Here is a 20,230-nt window from a genome sequence, read left to right on the forward strand (position 1 = left end):
CGGGGTTGTCGGAAGGCGCCCGGCAACGGGGTCCGTCGGCGTGGCCGACCGCGAGCCCACCGACGACCGGGACGCGCCCCTCGACGCCATCGAGGGCCGTCGGCTCCGGCTGCGCGATCTCGCCGCGGTCCGCCGCCGCCAGGGAGTGCCGCACGGTGCTCAGCACGACCGCCGCCACGGCGACCGTCACGGCCGCGATGAAGAACGGCAGGTGGGCCTGCGGGTCCCAGGCCTCGACGATCAGGCCCGCGACGAACGGGGCGAGGCCGCCGCCGATGAACCGGACGAAGCCGTAGGTGGCGGAGGCGACCGGGCGCTCGACAGGCGCGATGCTCATGACCGCGGTGGTGACCAGGGTGTTGTTCGTCCCGATGAACGCGCCGGCGACGATCACGCCGACGATCACGACGGCCGGCACCGTGGAGAAGATCCCGATGATCACGAGGTCGAGCGCGAACAGGGCGAACGTCGCGTAGAGCGTCTTCGCGGTGCCGATGCGGCGCTGCACGCGCGGCGCCACGACCACCGAGAACAGGGCGACGAGCACGCCCCAGCCGCAGAAGACGGCCCCGAGGAGGATCGGGTTCTCGATTCCCATGAGGAACGGCGAGTAGCCGAGCAGCGTGAAGAAGCTCCAGTTGTAGAGCAGCCCGACGACGCTCGTGGTCGCGAGCGAGCGGTGCTTCAGTGCCGCGAGCGGCTCGGAGAGGCGCTGCTTGCGCGCGGGCGCCGGGGTCTTCGGCAGCAGGAAGACGGTCGCGACGAGCGCGATGAACATGAGCGCGCTGACTCCGAAGAACGGGCCGCGCCAGCTGATGCTGCCGAGGAGGCCGCCGACCACGGGGCCGAGCGCGATGCCGACGCCGAGCGCGGCCTCGTACAGGATGATCGCGCCCGCGAAGCCGCCGGAGGCGGAGGCCACGATCGTCGCGAGGCTCGTGGCGATGAACAGCGCGTTGCCGAGCCCCCAGCCGGCGCGGAACCCGACGATCCCGCCGATCGAGTTCGACATCCCCGCGAGGCCGGCGAACACGACGATGATCACCAGCCCGGCAATCAGGGTGCGCTTCGCGCCGAGCCTGCTGGACACCCAGCCGGTGACGAGCATCGCGACGGCGGTGATCACGAGGTAGCTCGTGAAGAGCAGCTCGACCTGCGTCGGGGTCGCGTGGAGCTGCCCGGCCAGGCTCTTCAGGATCGGGTCCACGAGCCCGATGCCCATGAAGGAGACGACGCAGGCGAAGGCGACGGCCCAGACGGCGCGCGGCTGGCGGAATGGGGATTGGGTGGGTGCTTCGTGCACGGGTGTCCTCGGATCAGGTGGTGGGCCGCGCGGCGGGCGCGGTGGTGAGGTGCCGGAGGGCGGGCAGCGCGGCGAGCAGCGCGGCCTGGTCCGCGGCGTCGAGCGACGCCAGCCGCTCGGCGATGCGGCGGGAGCGGTCCTCGCGGTGCTCGCGCAGCCGTGCCCGACCGGCGTCGGTGATCGTGACGAGGCTCGCGCGGCCGTCGCTCGGGTCGGCGCTCCTCGCCGCCCAGCCCCGTGCCTCGAGCCGGTTCACGAGCCCCGTCGTCGCCGGCTGGGTGATGCCCTCGAGCGCGGCGAGGTCGGTCACGCGATGGTCGCCCCCGACGTCGAGGCGGTCGAGGAGGCTGAGCGCGGTCACGGAGATGTCGGTGGCGGTCCGCGTGCGGCGCAGCCACGTGACGATCTCCTCGAACGCACGCCCGAGCGCGGCCAGGTCGGCAGCGGGCTCGTCGGTCACGCCCGAAAGTATATCACCGGGTTATATACATACCTGATGCAAGGAGGTGACGCTGCGGCTCACTCCCGCGACGGCTCCGGGGAGGCGCCGTACTCCGACCAGGCGCGCTCGTAGGTCTCTCGCTGCGCGGGCAGGGCGGTCTCGAAGTAGCCGTCGTAGATCGCCTTGCCGCCGGAGTCGGGGAAGTCGGTGAGGTGCGCGACCTCCTTGGCGAACTCGCCGATGTCGTCGCCGCGGTACTCCTGCTCGGCGAGCCAGGCGGGGAAGGTCTGCGTGGTAGCCATACGGCCTTCGTACCCGTTCGCCTTGCGCGCAGGCTGACCGAGCAGGATGGGGGCATGCCGTTGACCGGGGAGTACGCGCCCAGCACCGACACCTGGGCGAGGGAGCAGGCCGAGCGCTTCGAGGCGAGCGGCGGTGCCGAGGCGAACACGATGCGCGGCGTGCCGATCATCGTGCTGACCTCGGTGGGCGCCAAGTCCGGCAAGCTCAGGAAGACCGCGCTCATGCGGGTCGAGCACGACGGCCGGTACGCCGTCGTGGCCTCGAAGGGCGGCGCGCCCGAGCATCCGGTCTGGTACTGGAACCTCCTGGCCCATCCCCATGTCGAGCTGCAGGACGGGGCGGAGAAGCGCGACTACGACGCGCGGGTCCTCTCCGGCGACGAGCGTGCCGAGTGGTGGGAGCGCGCCGTCGCGGTGTGGCCCGACTACGCGGAGTACGAGCAGCGGACTGACAGGGAGATCCCGGTGTTCGTTCTGGAGCCTCGCTGACCGCTCCCCGGCGATCCGGAGCCGAGGTCCGTACCGTCGCGGGCATGAGCGATGCGGAGACCGTGACCGGTGCACCCGGGGTGCAGTCCCACGTTCCCGGGCAGGACGAGCACGACGCGTCCGCGGCCGGCGTCGCGCCTGGAGGCGGGCGTCTGGATGCGGCGATCCCCGCGGACGCGCCCGCCGGCGATTCGCTCGACGGGAGCGGCGACTCCTTGGGTGACGATGCGACGCCGCCGGCCGCCTCCGGCGCGCTCGCCGGCGAGGCGGACTCCGCTGGCGGCCGCTAGGTCGGGCACGCCCCGCGTCCTGCTCGTCTGCGGACGGCTCGATCCGGCGCGGGACGGGGTCGGCGATTACGTGGTGCGCCTGGCTGCGGCCCTGCGCGAGCGCGGCGCACAGGTGCGCCTGCTGCACATCGGTGCGCCGTCGGACGTGCGGGGCGCGAGGTCGGTCGGCGAGCGCTGGGGTGCCGCCGCGCTCCTGCGCGCCGTCGTCGCGGCCCGCCCGGCCGATGTGGTGCACGTCCAGTTCGCGCCCTCGATGTACCGCTTCCGCATCGGCGTGGGCGCCCTCCCGCTCGCGATCGCGCGAACGCGGTTGGTGACGACCCTCCACGAGTACGGCTGGTGGCGCTGGGAACGCCTCCTCCCGGCCCCGCTGTGGCGCCGGCTGGAGCGACTGCGGGCCGGCGACCGCGAGACGGCGCTGCTCGTGCCGCGCAGCGGGCGCGTCATCACCACGAACGCGGGGCACGCGGCCGCCCTGCGGGAGCGCTTCGGACCGCGGGTGCCCGTGGAGGTGGTGCCGATCGGCGCCAACGTCAGCGTCGCGCCCGGGATCGTGCGCGATCAGGCCCGGCGCGCGGTCCGTGCCGATCTCGGCGTCTCCGAGGACGCGGCGGTGCTGGCCTTCTTCGGCTTCGTACACCCGGTCAAGGGCGTCCGCTACCTGGCCGAGGCCGTCGCGGCGCTGCGGGACGAGGGGCGTGAGGTGAGCGCGCTGGTGATCGGCGGCTTCGAGTCGCTCGCGCTGCCGGCGCAGGAGGCCGTCGCGTTCGAGGCCGAGCTGCGCGGGCAGATCGAGGCTGCGGGCGTCGGCGAGCGCATGCGCATCACCGGCTTCCAGGAGCCTGCCGAGGTGTCCAGGCTGCTCCTGGCCGCCGACGTCGGGGTGCTGCCGTTCACGGGCGGCGTCACGGCGAAGAGCGGCTCCTTGCTCACCCTCCTCGCCCACGGGCTGCCGACCGTGGTGACCACCGCGGACGAGTCCGAGCCGGAGCTCGTCGACGGCGACCGGGTCGTGGTCGTGCCGGAGGTTCGGAACGGCCCCGCGCTGGCCGCCGGGGTCCGGCGGGTGCTCGACGACCCGGCGCTCGCGCACGCCGTCGGCGAGCGAGGGCGCCGATGGGCGGAGGCGCACGACTGGGCGACGATCGCCGAGCGGCACCTCGCCGCGTACGCCGGAGCGCGCTGATGCGCATCGTCCTCGTCGACACCATGGGCGGGCTCGGCGACCTCCTGCTCGCGCTGCCGATCCTCGATGCGCTCCTGCGGTCGCACCCCGGCGCGGAGACGACGGTGGTCACCACGGCGCCGTGGCACGAGCTGCTCGCGGGGGACGATCGGCTGCACCGCGTCGTCCCGGTGCACGGGCGCGACGCCGACGCCGTGATCGGGACGGCGCGACCCGTGCTCGAGCGCCTCCGCCCCGACCTCGCGGTCACGACGAACCGTCAGCACGGCCTGCCGGACCTCCTCGAGCGCACCGCGACCCGGGCGATCACGGATCTCTGGCGCTCACCACCCGCCGACGAGCTCGTCGACCTCCGGATGCTGCGCATCCTCGTGGAGGAGGGGGTCGTCGACCCCGTGTTCGCGAGCGTGCTCCCGAGGATCCGGCTGCGGGGCGATGAGCTCGCAGCCGGCGGACGACTGCTCGATCAGCTCACCACCGACAGGCCGGTGCTGCTCTTCCCCGACTCGGGCATGCGCGTGAAGCGGTGGCCGATGACGGCGTGGACACGGCTCGTGGCCGGGCTCCTGGTGGCGGGGGCCGTGCCGCTCGCGGTGTCCGAGTCGCCGGAGCAGCGGGCGGATCTCGCTGCGGCGGGCGCCGTCCCGGTCCCGCCGCTCGGCCTGCGCGCCCTCGCGGGCCTCGCTGCGGCGGCCGCCCTGCGAGGCGGCCGCGCGGTGGGCGGCGATACGGGCCCCGTTCGGCTCGCCGCCGCGTCGGGCCTGCCCGTCGTCGGGCTGTTCGGCCCGACGGTCGCGGGCCGCTACGGCTACCGGGGGCCCGGTGCGGTCGACCTGCAGGGATATCCGGGTTGCGAGGTGCGCACCCCGACCGCGATCACCGAGCAGGAGTGCTGGTGGACCGCCCGCTGCCCGCTGGCCGCCGATCACGAGCCCAGGTGCATGTCGGCGCTCGACCCCGATCGGGTGCTGGCGGCGGTCACCTCCGGCGCCTTTGGCGATCAGCTGCCGTAGGCGAGCGAGCAGGTCTGCTGCGCCGCGGTCTGTCCGCGGAGGCCCGCGACGACGTCGGAGCTCGCGCTCGGCGAGGGCGAAGCCGTCGGCGCCTTCTTCGACGCGGTGGTCGTCGGGGTGCCGGAGGAGGAGCTCGACTTCGCGTGCTCGAGCTTCGTGCTGAGCCCCAGCGCGTTCTTGTCGAGGCCGATCGGCTGGTCCCGCTCGACACGGTCGATCAGGGCCGTCGCGAGCGCGGTGTTCGGCACCACCTTGTTGGGGTTCAGCGGGTCGGCGCCGGTCGGGTACTGCACGAACACCATGTGGTTCAGCCCGACCGACTTCACCGCGACCGCCATCCGCACCATCGTGTCCGCGCTCGCGAGCGACTGCGACAGGGTGATGCTGTCGGCCGCAGCGCTCGCGAGGCCGTAGAGCTTGGTGGGGTCGGCGAGCGTGCCCGTCGAGGTCATCTTCCGCATGAGCGAGGACATGTAGGCCTGCTGGGAGGCGATGCGCGAGAGGTCGCTGCCGTCGCCGACGCCGTGCCGGCTGCGGAGGTAGGCGAGCGCCATCCGGCCCTTGACGACCGTCACGCCCTTGTTCAGCTTGAGGCCCGAGTCCGGGTCGTCGATCGCCTTGTTGACGCAGACCGGCACCCCGCCGACCGCGTCCGCCATCTTCACCGTGCCCTCGAACGTGAACAGCGCGGCGTAGGGGATCGTGAGGCCGGTCAGCGACTCGATCGTGCCCACCACGCAGCTGAGGCCGCCGCGCGAGTAGGCGACGTTCACGGGCTGCGCGGACATCGCGGAGTACACCTGCCCGGTCTTCGGGTCCGTGCACTGCGGGTGGGCGATGATCAGGTCGCGGGGGATGCTCACGACCGTCGCGCGGGAGTGATCCGCGGACACGTGGATCAGGATGTTGACGTCGTTCAGGGTCCCTTGGCGGGCGGCCCCGAAGCCCTTCTGGTTCGGGGAGTTGTCCGCGCCGACCAGCAGCACGTTGAACGCGCCGTCGAGCGCCGTGACGCTCGGCACCGCGTTGCCCTTGCCCAGGGAGACCGCGTTCGAGCTGAACTTCGAGCTCAGGTGCCAGACCCCGTACGCGGCCACCGACATGGAGCTGATCGCGAAGACCGCCACCATGACCAGGATCGTGCGGCCGATGCCGCCCCAGATCGACCTCGTGCGACCGACGGCGTGACGGGCCGCGGCGCGGATGTCGTTCTGCAACGGGGGCTCTCCTTCATGCGGCCGGGTCCGGGCGGGGGCGCCGGATCGTGACCTGATCGGAGGCACTGTAGGCATGCGTTCCCGGGACGACCGGCAGGCGCACCGGCTTCGCCCCGCGCCTGTGCGCTCCGGGAGGACACGCGGAGCGTCAGTCGCGCATCCGCTGGTAGGCGTCCAGCGCCGCCTTGCGGGACGCGCCGAGATCGACGATCGGCTCAGGGTAGCCGGGCGCGCCGCCCTGCGCGCTCCACGGCTCGTGTCGTGCCTTCGGGGCGAGGTCGCGGAGCTCCGGGACCCATTCGGCGAGGTACTCGCCCTCCGGATCGAACTTCTGCGCCTGCAGCACGGGATTGAAGACCCGGAAGAACGGTGCGGCGTCCGCGCCCGATCCGGCGACCCACTGCCACTGGGCCGCGTTGTTCGCGGGGTCGGCGTCGACGAGCGTGTCCCAGAACCACTGCTCGCCGAGGCGCCAGTCGTACCGGAGGTTCTTGATGAGGAACGATGCGACCACCATCCGGACGCGGTTGTGCATCCAGCCCGTCGTCCAGAGCTGGCGCATCCCCGCGTCGACGAGCGGGATCCCCGTCCGACCGCGCTGCCACGCCTCGAGCCGGCGCGGGTCCACGTCGTCCCACGGGAACGCGTCGAAGTCGCGGTGCACGTTCACGGTGTCGAGGTCGGGATGGGTGTCCAGGAGGTCGTAGTCGAACTCGCGCCAGCCGAGCTCGGTCAGGAACTTGGTCCTCACCTCGGCAGGCGCCTCGGCCGCGTGCACGCGGTGCCACACCTGGTAGGGGCTGAGCTCGCCGAATCGGAGATGCGGGGAGAGTCGCGAGCTCGCCTCCGCGGCCGGCCGGTCCCGCTGCGCGGCGTACCGGGGGAGCCGGTGGTGGACGAAGTCCTCGAGGCGCCGGTGCGCGCCCTTCTCACCAGGGGTCCAGGCCTCCGCGAGGCCGCTCGACCAGTCGGGGCCCTCCGGGAGGAGGTGCAGCGCATCGAGGTCCTCGCTGTGGACGCGTCCGGTCCAGCCGTCGATCGAGGCCGGCGCGGGCAGCGGCTCGCGGGGAGCGCCGCGCCGGGTGAGGGCCGTGAAGAAGGGGGTGAAGACCGCGAAGCGCTCGCCGCTGCCGTTCAGGACCTCGCCGGGCTCGTGGAGGAGGGATCCGAGGTGGTCGGAGACGACGACGCCCGCGGCCTCCGCCGCCCTGCGTACGCGGTCGTCCTCCTCGCGCTCGCCGTGGGCGACTCTGCGGTTGAAGGTGAGCAGGCCGGCGCCGGTCTGCCGGAGCACGGTCGCGATCTCGTGCCCGGCGTCGCCGTGACGCAGGACGAGGCGTGATCCGCGCTTGCGGAGCGACGCGTCGAGCCCGGCGAGGCTGTGGTGCAGCCACCACCGGCTCGCGCCCCCGAGGGGGCGAGCGGTGCCGCCGGAATCGTCGAGCACGTAGACGGGGAGGACGGGCCGGCCGGAGTCGACGGCCTCGCGCAGCGCCGGGTTGTCGGCGACGCGGAGGTCGTCGCGCACCCACACGACGGCCGGTGCGGAGCGGTCGGTCATGGCGCGACCGTATCGGCGGCGGCTGCGAGCCGCTTCGAGCGGATGGGGCGTCCTCAGGCGTCGGTGCGCCCGCGTGCCCGAGGGGATCCCGCGCCGCCGTTGCCCGGGACATCCCGGGCGGCGAGCCGTTCGACGGGGGACAAAGCGCGCCGTGGTCCGCCCGGGCCGGGGGACAAACGCCGGGCGCACGCCGACGGGTCTGCCTACACTCCCGGCACGCGCCGCACCCAGGGCGCGACCGATCGGAGCACCGCGCGGCCTCCCCGATCGGGGCCCCCGCCCAGGGCCCCACGGCCGAGCGGGATCCGCGAGGATCGGGGGCGCACGGCTCCGGGCCCTCCCGGAGCTCCCCGACCCATCCTGATGCCCCCGGTGCCGCCCACCGGGGGCATCAGGCGTGCGACGCCGGTCGGCTTCGGTCGGCTGCGACCGTTCCGGGCAGCAAGAAGGGCCGGTCGCAGAGGCGGCGACCGGCCCTCATCCCTTGCACCACGAGTGTCCTGCAATCACACACGCCGTCCGCCACAGCAAACGTTCGACGCGGGAAGACCGTATAACGGTCAGGTAACGGTGCGCTACCGCTCACGGCGTGTCGTGGCCCTGGAGATCCTGAGAGCATCCTCGCAATCCCATGGGTGCGGCGTCGACGCATCGTCCCCCTCGGCGCGTCGTCGGACGACCGGCCCGAACGGCCCGGCCGCGCGCCCGCGCACCCTCGTGCCCGCTGAGCGACATCCGTCCTCCGGCGCCGGAGGGCGGATGTCACCGGGGAGGGCAGGAGGGGCGGCCGCCGCCGCGGCGGCCTCAGAACCGATCGGGGCTCGGTGCCTCGCCGTACCGGATCACGACGTCGGCGTGCCGGTCGAACCGGTATCCCCCGCCGCGGACCGTGCGCACGATCTCGCCGTAGTCGCCGAGCTTCGCCCGGAGCCGCCGGACGTGCACGTCGATGGTGCGCTCGTTCGGCACCTCCTGCTCGTCGCCGTCCGACCAGAGCGCGCCGATGATCTCGGTCCGCGACACCGTGCGCCCCTCGCGGAGCACGAGGAACTGCAGGAGCTCGAACTCCCGGTAGGTGAGGGGAGCGGTCTCGCCGTCGATCCGCAGCTTCTTGCGCGCGAGATCGAGCGTCAGCCCGGTCCGCCGCTGCTCCGTGCGGGTCTGCGGGGTCCCCGCGGGAGCGCGGTCCGCGAGCGCTCGACGCACGATGTCGACGTCGCGGCCGCCGAGCCCGGCCGGGGCGAGCGCCACGGCGGCGTACGTCTCCGCCGTCGGCACGAGTTCGGCGGTGAGGGTCCGCAGCGCGTCGACGAGCGCGGCGAGGTCGACGCCGGCCGCGCGGGCCTTCGCCTCGTCGAGGCCGACGTAGAGGGCGAAGCCGCGGGCTTCGCTGCCGTCCGGCACGAGGCGCAGCGCGGGCCGCTCGGAGGCGGCGGTTGTGGGGAGGGAGGAGACGGTCGCGAGGGACATGGGATTCGTGAGGTCCTTGCATGTGGCCGGCCCGACGACGGGCCGAGAGCTGAAACTGCGGGAGGAGCGCGCACAGCGGCGCGCAGGGCCCGGGCGGGTGCCGGGCGGACGTCTACCGGAGGTTCAGCGACACATTCGGCGGCCGGCGAGGCCGCACATCATCGACTGCGGAGCCTGACGGGCCGGAACGGCGGTCGTGCAGCGCAGGGAGGACATGGGTGGCATCTTGGCGGCCCGGGCCCGGCGTGTCAACCGAGCGCGACGGCGTCTCAGTCCCCGACGGTGCCGTACAGGCGGTCCCCGGCGTCGCCGAGGCCGGGCACGATGTAGCCGCGCTCGTTCAGCCGCTCGTCCAGGGCGCCCAGCACGATCGTGACGTCGCGCCCCTCGGTCGCGCGCTCCACCGCGGCCAGCCCCTCCGGCGCGGCGATGAGGAAGATCGCCGTGACGTCCCGGGCGCCGCGGTCGAACAGGTAGTCGATGGCCGCGAGCAGGCTCCCGCCGGTCGCGAGCATCGGGTCGAGCACGAAGCACTGGCGCGCCTCGAGATCCGCAGGCAGCCGCTCCGCATACACGGTCGGCTCGAGCGTCTCCTCGTTCCTGACCATGCCGAGGAAGCCGACCTCCGCGGTCGGGATGAGCTTGACCATCCCCTCGAGCATCCCGAGGCCCGCGCGGAGGATCGGCACGACGAGCGGCAGCGGGGTGCTGAGCGCCAGGCCCTCCGTGACCGACACGGGCGTCTCCACCTCCACGCGGGTGGTGCGCACCGACCGGGTCGCCTCGTACGCGAGCAGGGTGACCAGCTCCTCCGCCAGCGCCCGGAACGTGGGCGACGGCGTCGTCCGATCGCGGAGCACCGTCAGCTTGTGCGTGACGAGCGGGTGGTCGGCGACGTGCACGCGCATGGCTGGAAGGCTATCGGCGGCGACGGGAGCGGTGATGACCACGGATCACGAGGCGATGGGACGAGCGCTCGAGGAGGCGGCCCTGGCGCCGTCCACGGGCGACGTGCCGGGGGGGGCGGTCGTGCTCCGCGCCGACGGAACGGTCCTCGGCCGGGGGAGGAACCTCCGCGAGGCCGACGGGGATCCGCTCGCGCACGCGGAGGTGGTCGCGCTCCGGGACGCCGCGGCGCACGCGGGCGGGTGGCGGCTCGACGGCGCGACGCTCGTCGTCACGCTCGAGCCCTGCACCATGTGCGCCGGTGCGATCCTCGCGGCGCGGATCGGCCGCCTCGTGTTCGGCGCCTGGGACGAGAAGGCGGGCGCGGTGGGGTCGGTGATCGACGTCCTGCGCGACCGCCGGCCCGCCTCCGGGATCGAGGTGGTGGCCGGGGTGCGCGCGGAGGAGTCCGCGGCCCTGCTCCGGAGCTTCTTCCTCGCGCGTCGGCCCGGGGGTGAGCCCGAGGTCACTCCATCGCGCGGATGACGATCGCCTCGGTCGGGGTGGCCTCGTCGGCTGCCACGTCGGGCTCGACGTGCACCGCGGCGCCCGATGGCACCAGCCGGGCCACGGTGAGCTGCACATGCGCGATCACCGTCACCACCTCGGTGAGGGGGAGGAGCGGCGGCAGTCCGACGCGCACGACCACGACGGCGCGCTCCGTCGCGTCCTCGTGAGCGAGCCGGACGAGGGGCACCGTCCGCACGTTCTTGACCCGCCCGACCGCCTGTGCGATCGCTTGCTGCGTGTCGGTTTCGCTCATCGCCTGCACCTCCCAGGTGGTGGCCGAGTGTAGGCGTCCGGCACCGGAGGCCGCATGCGCGCTTCATGCGCTTCGAGGCATGGTGCTCGGGCCTGGAAGCGCATACGCTCGAGCCGTGGCGGATCTCTTCGACGTCATCGCGGACCCGACGAGGCGCGAGCTGCTGCGTGCGCTGCTGACGCGTCTGGAGGCCACCGAGGGCTCCGGCGAGGCGAGCGTCGGCCAGCTGGTGAACGAGCTCGGGCTGAGCCAGCCCACCGTGTCGAAGCACCTGAAGACGCTGCGCGAGTTCTCGATCGTCTCGGTCCGCGAGCAGGGGCAGCACCGCTACTACCGCCTCGAGCCGTCGAGCCTCGAACCGCTCGCCGAATGGTTGGGCGCGTTCGTGCGGCCGGTCGTCGCGCTCGGTGAACCGGTGGCGGAGGAGACGGAGGAGCTCGCCCGGCTGGCGCCGGTGCGCCAGCTCACCCCTCGGGCCCGCGACGCGGCGGTCCGCATCGGTGCGACGGCGGCAGCAGTGGTGGGCCGACTGCGCCACTGAACCGCTGGTCCGCGCGGGTTCAGGGCTCGGTCTAGACTGTCGGGGCTCTTCCGCGCCCCCTCGAGGCTGCGCGGGCTGGCCTCGTAACGTCAAGGAGACTCCATGGGCTCGGTCATCAAGAAGCGCCGCAAGCGGATGGCGAAGAAGAAGCACCGCAAGCTGCTGCGCAAGACGCGTCACCAGCGCCGCAACAAGAAGTGAGCTCCGGATCTCCGACCCGCCGAGCATCCCACCGGGTGGGAGGTAGAGTCGACCGGTCCTAGTCGACCCGTGAGCGGGCCGCGGCCCGCACCCGCTTGCGCTCCGCGCGGATGCTCGCCGGGTCGAGTTCCAAGATGCGCCAGCCGGCCTCCCGCGCGTGCCTGGCGAGGCCGTGGTCCGGGTTCACCGCCACCGGCGTGCCGACCGCCGTCAGCAGCGGCAGGTCGTTGCTGGAGTCGCTGTAGGCGTAGCAGTCCGCCGGCGCGAAGCCGCGGTCGGCCATGAGCGCCTGCGCGGCGCGCGCCTTCTCCGGGCCGTGCATAGTGCCCCCGGTGAATCGGCCCGTGAACACGCCGTCCTCGATCTCGAGCCCGCTGCCGATGCCGGTGGTGGCGCCCAGGGAACGGGCGAGCTCCTGCGCGAGGAAGTCCGGCGTGGCCGAGATCAGGTGCACCTCGTGGCCGGCCTCGAGGTGCGCGGTGAGCAGGGCGCGCGTCTCCGGCCAGATGCGCGGCTGCATCGTGCTGACGACCTCTTCGGCGAGCGCGTGGAGGCGGTCGGCGCGCTGCCCGGCGAGCAGCCGCATGCCCCGGTCGCGGACCTGGTCGAGCACCGAGAGCTGCTCACCGTGCTTGCGGAACGACGCCGATTTGAGCCCGAACCGCGCGAGGTCACGCCAGGAGACGATGCCGAGCGATCGGGCCGCCCTCGCGAGGAACAGCAGGCTCGCGCCGTTGACGAGGGTCTTGTCGACGTCGAAGAAGGCCGCGACCGGCAGTTGCCGGGAAGGGGGCGCCGCGTCGGTCATCGCCGCCCAAGTGTAGGTCGGACGACCTGCGTGAGCCGGACGCGCGTCGGTAGCCTCGAGCGGTGCTCACTCCGTCTCTCACCTTGATCGGCAAGCCCGGCTGCCACCTCTGCGACGAGGCCAGGGCCGTCGTGAGCGGGGTCGTCGACGACCTCGCGGCGCACGGCGTGCCCGTCGACGTGCAAGAGCGCTCGATCCTCGACGACGCCGACCTCGACGTCCGCTGGCACGACGACATCCCGGTCGTGCTGATCGGCACCGCGCTCCACGACCGCTGGCGCGTGGACCCGGCGCGGCTGCGCGAGGACCTGCTGGCCGCCGCCGACGCCTGAGCGAGGACGAACCGCGCCGAGGGAGTCCGCCTCTGGTCAGCTGCCGTGGCCGGACGCCTCCACCGCCTCGGTGGTCAGGTCGGCCTCGTCCGATGGCGGGTTCCAGGCCTTCATCGCCGACCAGACGACGCTGGCGGCCGGACTCGACAGGATCGCGCCGACGATGCCGCCCAGGATCGTGCCTGCGGTCAGCGCCAGCAGGATCACGAGCGGGTGCAGCTGCAGGGAGCGCCCCATGATCAGCGGCTGCAGGAGGTTCCCCTCCAGCTGGTTGACGAGGATCACGATGCCCACCACGACGAGCGCGATCACCCAGCCGTTGAACACGAGCGCGACGAGCGCGGCGATGACGCCGGCGAGGGTCGCGCCGATGATCGGGATGAACGCGGTCACGAAGACGAGCACGGTCAGCGGCAGCGCGAGCGGCACCCCGCAGATCAGCAGCCCGGCGCCGATGAAGACGGCGTCGACGAGCGCGACCAGGGCCGTGCCGCGGGCGTAGCTGCCGAGCACCCTCGTGCTCGCGGTGCCGATGCGGCCGGCGCGCTCGCGCTGCTCGCCCCGCAGCGGACGGATGAGGAACGCCCAGATCGCACGGCCGTCGCGGAGGAAGAAGAACACGACCACGATCACGAGCACGACGCCGGTGGCGAGATTGCCGAGCGTCGACAGCCCGGAGAGCGCCGTCGAACCGAACGAGGCGCTCGTCAGGTAGGAGCCGGCCGCGTCGATCGCCTGCTGGATCCCGCTGCTGTCCACGGTGATCCCGATGCCGGCGAGGAGGTCCTCGAGCTGCTGGATGCCGGACGCGACGGCGTCGGTGAGGTCCGACCATTGGTTCGCGACGGCGAACACGACGAGCGTGAGCGCGCCGGCGAGCACGCCGATCACCAGCAGCAGGGTCACCATGGCCGCGAGGCTGCTCGGGAGGTGCGCGCGCTCGAGCAGACGCGTGAGCGGGTCGAAGGCGGACGCGAGGATCAACGCGATGAGCACGGAGACGACGACCGTGCTCAGCTGCAGGCCGCCCCACACGATCGCGGCGGCGACCGCGAGCACGATGCCGACCTGCAGGCACCGGGTGGCGAAGACGCCGAATCCGTCGGCCCAGAGCGCCGCCGCCCTGCGTGGAGTCGGAGCGGTGTCGCCGGCGTGCTCAGTCATGTTGCAATCATGTCCGGCGCCGCATGGAGGCGGCTCCGGTCACGGACGCAGGCGGTTCGGCCCCCGGAAGAGATACGTCGTCTCGCGGATGCTGGACCGCTCGAGCATGAGCATGAGCACGCGGGCGAGCCCCATGCCGAACCCGCCGTGGGGCGGCACCCCGTACCGGAAGAACTCGAGGTAGGACTCCAGCTCGGCGGCGTCGAGCCCCTTGTCGGCGACCTGCTCCAGCAGGACGTCGATCCGGTGCTCGCGCTGCGCTCCGGTGGAGATCTCGGTGCCCCGGTAGACGAGGTCGTAGCTCTTCGTGAGGGCCGGGTCGTCGGCGTGCCGCATGTGGTAGAAGGGCCGGATGCCGGTCGCGTAGTCGGTGACGAACACGAAGTCGTGCCCGAACTCCTCCTTGACGTACGCGGAGATGCGGCGCTCGCCCTCCGGGTCCAGGTCGCCGTCCGCGCGGGGGACCACGTAGCCGCGGTCGGCCACGATGCGGAGCGCCTCCGCCAGCGGGATCCGCGGGAAGGGCACCGTCGGGACCTCGACCGTGATGCCGAGCAGGCGCTCGATGTCCTCGCCATGCCGGTCGACGACGGCCGTGAACCCCGCGACGAGCACGGCCTCGTGCATCGCCATCACGTCCTCGTGCGAGTCGATCCAGCTGATCTCCGCGTCGATGCTCGTGAACTCGGTCGCGTGGCGCGCGGTGAACGACGGGTCGGCCCGGAACGCGTCCGCGATCTCGAAGATCTTCCCGAACCCGGCGGCCTGGGCCATCTGCTTGAAGTGCTGGGGGCTCTGGGAGAGGTACGCCGTGGTCTCGAAGTACGGCACCTGGAAGAGCTCGGCCCGCGACTCCGACGGGCTGCTCATCAGCTTCGGCGTGTGGACCTCGACGTAGCCGTGCTCCACCCACCAGGACCGGAGGGCGTGCTCGAACGTCGTCTGCACCTTGAAGACGAGCGCGTGCGCCGGGTTCCGCAGGTCGAGGAAGCGGTGGTCGAGCCGCTTGTCGATGGAGGAGTCGGCGGCGATGGGCTGCTCGGGGAGGCTCGCCGTGACGACGTCGAACGACTCGACGCGCACCTCGATGCCGCCGAGCTTGACCCGCTCGTCGTGCTTGAGGGTCCCCTCCACGCGGACGAAGCTGCCGAGCGCGACCCCGGAGATGGCGAGCGAGATCGCGTCGTCGCCCTCCGGACGCGGACGCACCAGCTGCACCGCGCCCGACTCGTCGCGCAGGACGAGGAACTGCACCTTCTTCTGATCCCGGACGGTCTCGACCCAGCCGGCGACGGCGACGGGGCCGTCCTCCCGGGCGGCCAGGTCGGAGATCAGGATGCGCTCGGTCACGACCGTCAAGCGTACTTGCCGCGATCGGGGTGCGTTTTGAAGGGGTTCCTGTCGCGGTCGGGCGACTGGAACCCCTTCGAATCGCACCTGAGGCGGTTTTCTACGCGTCGTGGCAGACGGCCATAGCTCCGCTCCCTACACTGCCGGGGTGGTCGCTCGAGCCCTGCACCTCGTCCGCCACGGTGAGGTGCACAACCCCGCCGGGGTGGTCTACGAGCGACTCCCGGGATTCCGGCTGTCGGAGCGAGGCGAGGCGATGGCCGCGATAACGGCGGCCTGGCTGGCCGACAAGCCCGTCGCACGGGTCGTCTCCTCGCCCCTGCTGCGCACGCAGCAGTCGGCGCAGCCGATCGCGGCGACGTTCGGGCTGGAGGTCGAGCCGGACGACCGCGTCATCGAGGGCGGCAACCGCTTCGCGGGGCGCGCCGTCGGACGGAGCGTGCTGCGGCACCCGGCGGACCTGCGACTGCTCGTGAACCCCCTCCGGCCGTCGTGGGGCGAGGCGTTCACCGCCATCCGCGACCGCATGCGCCCCGCGGTGCTCGAGGCGCTGCTGGGCGGGGACCCGGAGCACGACGTCGTGATCGTGAGCCACCAGCTGCCGATCTGGATGGTGCACCGCAGCGTCGCGGGCCTGCCGCTGGCGCACGACCCGCGTCGGCGCCGCTGCGCGCTCTCCTCCGTCACGAGCTTCGCGCTGCGCGACGGTCGCGTGGTCGAGACCGGGTACGAGGACCCGGCCGCCGAGCTCCGCGTCGGCGCGATCGACCTGGGGGCGACGTGATCCGCCGCGCCCGGCTCCTCGCGCCGGTGCTCGCCGCGGCGCTGCTGCTCACCGGCTGCACCGAGCAGGGGGCGCAAGCACCGGACCTCGGCTCGGTCGACCACACGGTCGACCAGTGGCAGCACCCCACGACCGCGCCCGTGACGTTCTCCGGCACCACCGTCGACGGCAGCACCTTCTCGTCGAAGCAGTACCTCGGGAAGGTGCTGGTCGTGAACTTCTGGTACGCGGGCTGCCCGCCGTGCCGTGCCGAGGCCCCGACGCTCGACGCCCTCGCCACCCGGTACGCCGGGAAGGCGCAGTTCGTCGGCGTGAACGTGAGCGACGACAGCGCGACCGCGGCGAGCTTCGAGCGCACCTACAAGACGGACTACCCGAGCATCGTCGACCAGGAGGGCGGGGCGTCGGTGCAGCTGGCCTTCGCCGCCTCCAAGCCGCCGAAGGCCGTGCCGTCCACGCTCGTGCTCGACGGGAAGGGCCGGGTCACCGCCCGGATCGTCGGGCTCGCGAACAAGTCGGTCCTGAATCAGCTGATCCAGGACGCGGTGGACGGGACGGCCGCGTGACGCTCACCGGCGGCCTCCTGCTCGGCGCCCCGGTCGCGGTCGCGGCCGGCGCGCTGTCGTTCGCGTCGCCGTGCGTGCTGCCGCTCGTGCCCGGCTACCTCGGCTACGTCGGCGGCGTCGACCGCACCGGGGAGCGCGCGCGCTCGCGGGTGGTCCTCGGGGCCGCGCTGTTCGTGCTCGGGTTCTCGATCGTCTTCGTGCTGACCTTCGTGGTCTTCGCGGCGGCGGGGTACTTCCTCCTCCGCTGGCAGGAGGTCATCACGCGCGTCGCTGGCGTGCTCGTCATCGCGCTCGGGCTGGTGTTCGTCGGAGGGCTCGGGCCGATGCAGCGCAGGATGGCGCCCGAGTGGCGCCCCCGCGCGGGCCTGATCGGCGCCCCCGTCCTCGGCGCCGTGTTCGCGGTCGGGTGGACGCCCTGCGTCGGGCCCATGCTCGGCACGATCGAGACGATGGCGCTGTCCGGCGGCTCGGTGGGCACCGCCGCGGCGCTCGCCGTCTGCTACTCGGTCGGACTCGGTGTGCCGTTCGTGCTGCTCGCGATCGGTTTCGGCTGGGCGACCGGTGCCGTCGCCGTGCTGAAGCGGCACATCCGCGCCATCAACCTCGCGGGCGGCGCGCTGCTCGTCGTCGTCGGTGTGCTCATGCTCTCCGGCATCTGGAACCTCGCGATCACCGCGCTGCAGTCGACCCTGGTGGGCTATGTCTCGCCCATCTGACGCGCAGGACCGCTTCGCCGACGACGGCGACGCGATCGTCCATCCGCGGCTCGGCCCCCTGGAGTGGCTGCGGTGGGGGTGGCGCACGCTCACGAGCATGCGGACGGCGCTCCTGCTCCTGCTCGCGCTCGCCGTCGCGGCCGTCCCGGGCTCGCTGATCCCGCAGCACTCGAGCGACCCGAACGGGGTCATCCAGTACCAGCAGGCGAACCCCGGGCTGTCGAAGGTGGTCGAGGCCCTGCAGGGCTTCGACGTCTACACCTCGTTCTGGTTCTCGGCCATCTACCTCCTGTTGTTCATCTCGCTGATCGGGTGCGTGGTGCCGCGGCTGCGCCACCACTGGAAGGCGATGCGGAAGGCGCCTCCGCGCACCCCGTCCCGCTTCGAGCGGCTGCCCTCCTCCGCGTCCGCGCGCATCGAGGGGGTCGGGGTCGACGCCGCGGTGGATGCGGGCGAGCGGGTGCTGCGGGGCCTCCGGTACCGCACCGCGCGGTACGGATCGAGCGTGTCGGCGGAGCGCGGCTACCTGCGCGAATCCGGCAACCTGCTGTTCCACAGCGCGCTCGTCGGGGTGCTCGTCACCGTCTTCATCGGCGGCGGATTCACCTACACCGGGCAGAAGGTCGTCGTGACCGGCGACACCTTCGTGAACCTGCAGACCCAGTACGACTCGCTGAACCCCGGACGCTTCTTCAGCGACGCCTCCCTGAAGCCGTACTCGCTGAAGCTCGACAAGCTCGACGTGACGTACGAGCAGCAGAACCTCGCGGCGTTCGGCGAGCCGATCGACTACACCGCGCACGTGACGACGCGGCTGCCCGGCGGGAAGCCGCAGCACGCGATCGTCAAGGTGAACGCGCCGCTGTCGATCGCCGGCACGAGCGTCTACCTCCTCGGCAACGGCTACGCCCCGCACTTCACGGTCCGCAACCCGAACGGCTCCATCGCCTTCCAGGGGTACGTGCCGTTCCGGCCCCAGAACACGCAGATGACCTCGCTCGGCGTCGTGAAGGTGCCGGACACGACGAACCAGAAGAAGCAGATCGGGATGGTCGGGTTCCTGTACCCGACCGCCGCGGAGCAGACCGACGGCAGCTTCACCTCGATCTTCCCGAGCGTGGGCAAGCAGAGCCTCGTCTCGATGTTCGTCTACGAGGGCGACGTCGGTCTCGACTCCGGGACGCCCCGGAACGTCTACGAGCTCGACACGTCGGGGATGAAGCAGGTCGCGGGGGTCAAGGACCCCTTCCAGCTGAAGATCGGGCAGACCAAGGCGCTGCCCGACGGCCTCGGTTCGGTCACCCTCGACGGCGTGACCCGGTACGCGGCGTTCGACATCCACCACGACCCGTCGCAGGGGTGGGTCGCGCTGTTCGTCGCGCTCGCCGTGCTCGGGCTGATCACCTCCCTGCTCGTCCCCCGCCGCCGGCTGTGGGTCAAGGTCCGGGAGGACGGGGACGCGATCGTCGTCGAGTACGCGGGCCTCGCCCGCGGTGACGACCCGAACCTCGGCAGGGCGGTCGCGGACCTCGAGCGCCGGCACCGGGAGGCGCTGCCCGCCGTCGCACGAGAGCGCGCCCCCGTCTGATGCGCGAACATGGTGCCCGGGTGACCGCGGAGCGGTCGGCTGCAGCGACGGCGCTTAGGCTGCTGCGGTGACGAACCCGATGGATCAGATCTCCGAGCTGCTCCTGATCTCGGCGATCGCCGTGTACCTGGTCGCCTTCGTCGCCTTCGCCCTCGATCTCGCCCGCCGGTCCGCGGAGTCGCAGGCGAAGGTCGACCTCGTCCGCCGCGGCGCGGTGACGGAGCAGGCCGCAGGCGGCACCGCCGTGCTCGTGGAGGCGCCTCCCGCCCCGCCGCAGGCCCCGGAGCGCAGGCGCGCTCCCGCCGCGCGGACCGGCATCGCGTTGATGATGGCGGGCGCCGTGCTGCACGCCGCCGCCGCCGTGCTCCGCGGCGTCGCTGCCGGTCGCGTGCCGTGGGCGAACATGTACGAGTTCGCCATGACGGGGACGCTGATCATGGTCCTCGTCTTCCTGGTCGCGCTCACCCGGGTCGATCTGAAGTTCCTCGGCGCCGCGATCTCCGGTTTCGTCGTGATCCTGCTCGGGATCGCGACCGTGAGCTTCCACGTCGCGGTCTCCCCGCTGCCGCCCGCGCTGCAGTCGTACTGGCTCGTGCTCCACGTGCTCGTCGCGATGCTGGGTACCGGCGTCTTCACGCTCGCGGCCGCGCTCTCGGCCGCGCAGCTGCTGCAGGTGCGGCGCGCGAAGCGGGCGGAGGCCGGGCGCCCGACGCGGCTGCGCCTCCTGACGACGATCCCGGACGCCGACCGCCTCGAGAACCTCACCTACCGGATCAGCGTCGTCGGCTTCATCCTGTGGACCTTCACCCTCATCGCCGGCGCGATCTGGGCGAACCACGCGTGGGGCCGTTACTGGGGCTGGGACACCAAGGAGGTGTGGACGTTCATCATCTGGGTCGTCTACGCCGGCTACCTCCACGCCCGCGCGACGCTCGGGTGGCGCGGCACGGGATCCGCGTGGCTGAACCTCATCGGCTACGCCTGCATCCTGTTCAACTTCGGCGTGGTGAACGTCTTCTTCCACGGCCTGCACAGCTACAGCGGCCTCCCCGCCGCCAACTTCCTTCGTCGTTCGGGAGATGGGCGGGGGCACGGGCGGGATCTCCGGACCGACGAAGGTCAGGCGAGGAGCGCGCGGGTGCGCCGGACGCGATCCGCCCACCCCGCGACGCGGTCGGCGGGTGCGGCCCAGCGGTCGA

At 72.6% G+C, this 20,230-nt stretch carries 24 protein-coding genes; 13 read left to right on the plus strand and 11 right to left on the minus strand.

What is annotated here, in order from left to right:
* The 3 genes from ACTHLI_RS10000 to ACTHLI_RS10010 all read right to left on the minus strand — a co-directional run.
* Positions 1-1,303 (minus strand): MFS transporter (locus ACTHLI_RS10000; protein WP_440183227.1); only part of this gene is annotated, 1,303 nt, incomplete at its 3' end.
* A 13-nt stretch (positions 1,304-1,316) separates the two neighbouring features.
* Positions 1,317-1,763 carry a MarR family winged helix-turn-helix transcriptional regulator gene (locus ACTHLI_RS10005; RefSeq protein WP_440183229.1) on the minus strand — a complete coding sequence of 149 codons (447 nt, stop codon included), beginning with the start codon at positions 1,761-1,763 and terminating at the stop codon, positions 1,317-1,319.
* Positions 1,764-1,822: 59 nt separating this feature from the next.
* A complete protein-coding gene (locus tag ACTHLI_RS10010; protein WP_440183231.1) occupies positions 1,823-2,047 on the minus strand; it encodes a hypothetical protein in 225 nt (74 codons plus the stop codon).
* A 54-nt stretch (positions 2,048-2,101) separates the two neighbouring features.
* Here ACTHLI_RS10010 and ACTHLI_RS10015 point away from each other — a divergent pair, with 54 nt between their 5' ends.
* Genes ACTHLI_RS10015 through ACTHLI_RS10030 form a run of 4 tightly spaced genes read left to right on the plus strand, consistent with a single transcriptional unit; the run spans position 2,102 to position 5,025 of the window.
* Entirely contained in the window at positions 2,102-2,536 is a 435-nt protein-coding gene (locus ACTHLI_RS10015; protein ID WP_440183233.1) for a nitroreductase family deazaflavin-dependent oxidoreductase, read from the plus strand.
* A gap of 44 nt (positions 2,537-2,580) precedes the next feature.
* Positions 2,581-2,826, plus strand: coding sequence for a hypothetical protein (locus ACTHLI_RS10020; protein ID WP_440183234.1), 246 nt, complete (start codon positions 2,581-2,583; stop codon positions 2,824-2,826).
* Entirely contained in the window at positions 2,762-4,012 is a 1,251-nt protein-coding gene (locus ACTHLI_RS10025; protein ID WP_440183236.1) for a glycosyltransferase family 4 protein, read from the plus strand. Before ACTHLI_RS10020 ends, ACTHLI_RS10025 begins: the two co-directional genes overlap by 65 nt.
* Positions 4,012-5,025, plus strand: a complete 1,014-nt coding sequence (locus tag ACTHLI_RS10030; RefSeq protein WP_440183237.1) for a glycosyltransferase family 9 protein — start codon at positions 4,012-4,014, stop codon at positions 5,023-5,025. Before ACTHLI_RS10025 ends, ACTHLI_RS10030 begins: the two co-directional genes overlap by 1 nt.
* Here ACTHLI_RS10030 and ACTHLI_RS10035 read toward each other — a convergent pair.
* From ACTHLI_RS10035 to upp, 4 genes are all read right to left on the minus strand, one after another.
* Entirely contained in the window at positions 5,013-6,242 is a 1,230-nt protein-coding gene (locus ACTHLI_RS10035) for an LCP family protein (protein ID WP_440183239.1), read from the minus strand. The genes ACTHLI_RS10030 and ACTHLI_RS10035 overlap by 13 nt on opposite strands.
* 148 nt (positions 6,243-6,390) lie before the next feature.
* The gene (locus tag ACTHLI_RS10040) at positions 6,391-7,803 is read right to left on the minus strand and encodes a cryptochrome/photolyase family protein (RefSeq protein ID WP_440183240.1); all 1,413 of its coding nucleotides are present in this window, start codon (positions 7,801-7,803) and stop codon (positions 6,391-6,393) included.
* A gap of 804 nt (positions 7,804-8,607) precedes the next feature.
* Positions 8,608-9,273 carry a winged helix-turn-helix domain-containing protein gene (locus tag ACTHLI_RS10045; protein WP_440183241.1) on the minus strand — a complete coding sequence of 222 codons (666 nt, stop codon included), beginning with the start codon at positions 9,271-9,273 and terminating at the stop codon, positions 8,608-8,610.
* A gap of 269 nt (positions 9,274-9,542) precedes the next feature.
* A complete protein-coding gene (gene upp / locus ACTHLI_RS10050) occupies positions 9,543-10,181 on the minus strand; it encodes a uracil phosphoribosyltransferase (RefSeq protein WP_440183243.1) in 639 nt (212 codons plus the stop codon).
* 34 nt (positions 10,182-10,215) lie between these two features.
* Between upp and ACTHLI_RS10055 the strand changes: the two genes are divergently transcribed.
* Complete coding sequence (locus tag ACTHLI_RS10055; RefSeq protein ID WP_440183245.1) at positions 10,216-10,704, plus strand: nucleoside deaminase; 489 nt, start codon at positions 10,216-10,218, stop codon at positions 10,702-10,704.
* Here ACTHLI_RS10055 and ACTHLI_RS10060 read toward each other — a convergent pair.
* Positions 10,685-10,981 (minus strand): hypothetical protein, encoded by a 297-nt coding sequence (locus ACTHLI_RS10060; protein WP_440183246.1) that lies wholly within the window; start codon positions 10,979-10,981, stop codon positions 10,685-10,687. The genes ACTHLI_RS10055 and ACTHLI_RS10060 overlap by 20 nt on opposite strands.
* A gap of 115 nt (positions 10,982-11,096) precedes the next feature.
* On the opposite strand from ACTHLI_RS10060, the gene ACTHLI_RS10065 reads away from it, so the two are divergent.
* Both ACTHLI_RS10065 and ACTHLI_RS10070 read left to right on the plus strand, forming a co-directional pair.
* A complete protein-coding gene (locus ACTHLI_RS10065) occupies positions 11,097-11,522 on the plus strand; it encodes an ArsR/SmtB family transcription factor (protein ID WP_440183248.1) in 426 nt (141 codons plus the stop codon).
* A 102-nt stretch (positions 11,523-11,624) separates the two neighbouring features.
* A complete protein-coding gene (locus ACTHLI_RS10070) occupies positions 11,625-11,723 on the plus strand; it encodes a 30S ribosomal protein bS22 (RefSeq protein WP_003792170.1) in 99 nt (32 codons plus the stop codon).
* Positions 11,724-11,781: 58 nt separating this feature from the next.
* Here ACTHLI_RS10070 and ACTHLI_RS10075 read toward each other — a convergent pair whose 3' ends face one another.
* Positions 11,782-12,531, minus strand: a complete 750-nt coding sequence (locus ACTHLI_RS10075) for an HAD family hydrolase (RefSeq protein ID WP_440183250.1) — start codon at positions 12,529-12,531, stop codon at positions 11,782-11,784.
* Between the two features lie 62 nt (positions 12,532-12,593).
* Here ACTHLI_RS10075 and ACTHLI_RS10080 point away from each other — a divergent pair, with 62 nt between their 5' ends.
* Positions 12,594-12,863, plus strand: a complete 270-nt coding sequence (locus tag ACTHLI_RS10080) for a glutaredoxin family protein (protein WP_440183251.1) — start codon at positions 12,594-12,596, stop codon at positions 12,861-12,863.
* Between the two features lie 36 nt (positions 12,864-12,899).
* On the opposite strand, the gene ACTHLI_RS10085 is transcribed toward ACTHLI_RS10080, so the two are convergent.
* Complete coding sequence (locus tag ACTHLI_RS10085) at positions 12,900-14,027, minus strand: AI-2E family transporter (protein WP_440183253.1); 1,128 nt, start codon at positions 14,025-14,027, stop codon at positions 12,900-12,902.
* Positions 14,028-14,066: 39 nt separating this feature from the next.
* Positions 14,067-15,377, minus strand: a complete 1,311-nt coding sequence (gene aspS, locus ACTHLI_RS10090; RefSeq protein WP_440183255.1) for an aspartate--tRNA(Asn) ligase — start codon at positions 15,375-15,377, stop codon at positions 14,067-14,069.
* Between the two features lie 148 nt (positions 15,378-15,525).
* Between aspS and ACTHLI_RS10095 the strand changes: the two genes are divergently transcribed.
* The 5 genes from ACTHLI_RS10095 to ccsB form a co-directional block, all read left to right on the plus strand.
* On the plus strand, positions 15,526-16,161 hold the full coding sequence (locus tag ACTHLI_RS10095; protein ID WP_440183256.1) for a histidine phosphatase family protein: 636 nt from the start codon (positions 15,526-15,528) through the stop codon (positions 16,159-16,161).
* Positions 16,158-16,727, plus strand: a complete 570-nt coding sequence (locus ACTHLI_RS10100) for a TlpA family protein disulfide reductase (RefSeq protein ID WP_440183258.1) — start codon at positions 16,158-16,160, stop codon at positions 16,725-16,727. Before ACTHLI_RS10095 ends, ACTHLI_RS10100 begins: the two co-directional genes overlap by 4 nt.
* Entirely contained in the window at positions 16,724-17,443 is a 720-nt protein-coding gene (locus tag ACTHLI_RS10105) for a cytochrome c biogenesis CcdA family protein (protein ID WP_440183259.1), read from the plus strand. The genes ACTHLI_RS10100 and ACTHLI_RS10105 overlap by 4 nt, the downstream gene beginning before the upstream one ends.
* A complete protein-coding gene (resB, locus tag ACTHLI_RS10110; protein WP_440183260.1) occupies positions 17,427-19,031 on the plus strand; it encodes a cytochrome c biogenesis protein ResB in 1,605 nt (534 codons plus the stop codon). Before ACTHLI_RS10105 ends, resB begins: the two co-directional genes overlap by 17 nt.
* A 67-nt stretch (positions 19,032-19,098) precedes the next feature.
* Positions 19,099-20,230: c-type cytochrome biogenesis protein CcsB (gene ccsB / locus ACTHLI_RS10115; RefSeq protein WP_440183261.1), on the plus strand; the 1,132-nt coding region annotated here is incomplete at its 3' end.

The organism is Amnibacterium sp. (genome assembly GCF_051956055.1).
Classification (GTDB): Bacteria; Actinomycetota; Actinomycetes; order Actinomycetales; family Microbacteriaceae; genus Amnibacterium.

Coding starts and splice junctions, on each gene's coding strand:
- ACTHLI_RS10010 (WP_440183231.1), bottom strand. CDS start 2,047: ATGGCTACCACGCAGACCTTCCCCGCCTGGCTCGCCGAGCAGGAGTAC.
- ACTHLI_RS10015 (WP_440183233.1), top strand. CDS start 2,102: ATGCCGTTGACCGGGGAGTACGCGCCCAGCACCGACACCTGGGCGAGG.
- ACTHLI_RS10020 (WP_440183234.1), top strand. CDS start 2,581: ATGAGCGATGCGGAGACCGTGACCGGTGCACCCGGGGTGCAGTCCCAC.
- ACTHLI_RS10025 (WP_440183236.1), top strand. CDS start 2,762: ATGCGACGCCGCCGGCCGCCTCCGGCGCGCTCGCCGGCGAGGCGGACT.
- ACTHLI_RS10030 (WP_440183237.1), top strand. CDS start 4,012: ATGCGCATCGTCCTCGTCGACACCATGGGCGGGCTCGGCGACCTCCTG.
- ACTHLI_RS10040 (WP_440183240.1), bottom strand. CDS start 7,803: ATGACCGACCGCTCCGCACCGGCCGTCGTGTGGGTGCGCGACGACCTC.
- ACTHLI_RS10045 (WP_440183241.1), bottom strand. CDS start 9,273: ATGTCCCTCGCGACCGTCTCCTCCCTCCCCACAACCGCCGCCTCCGAG.
- upp (WP_440183243.1), bottom strand. CDS start 10,181: ATGCGCGTGCACGTCGCCGACCACCCGCTCGTCACGCACAAGCTGACG.
- ACTHLI_RS10055 (WP_440183245.1), top strand. CDS start 10,216: ATGACCACGGATCACGAGGCGATGGGACGAGCGCTCGAGGAGGCGGCC.
- ACTHLI_RS10060 (WP_440183246.1), bottom strand. CDS start 10,981: ATGAGCGAAACCGACACGCAGCAAGCGATCGCACAGGCGGTCGGGCGG.
- ACTHLI_RS10070 (WP_003792170.1), top strand. CDS start 11,625: ATGGGCTCGGTCATCAAGAAGCGCCGCAAGCGGATGGCGAAGAAGAAG.
- ACTHLI_RS10075 (WP_440183250.1), bottom strand. CDS start 12,531: ATGACCGACGCGGCGCCCCCTTCCCGGCAACTGCCGGTCGCGGCCTTC.
- ACTHLI_RS10085 (WP_440183253.1), bottom strand. CDS start 14,027: ATGACTGAGCACGCCGGCGACACCGCTCCGACTCCACGCAGGGCGGCG.
- resB (WP_440183260.1), top strand. CDS start 17,427: ATGTCTCGCCCATCTGACGCGCAGGACCGCTTCGCCGACGACGGCGAC.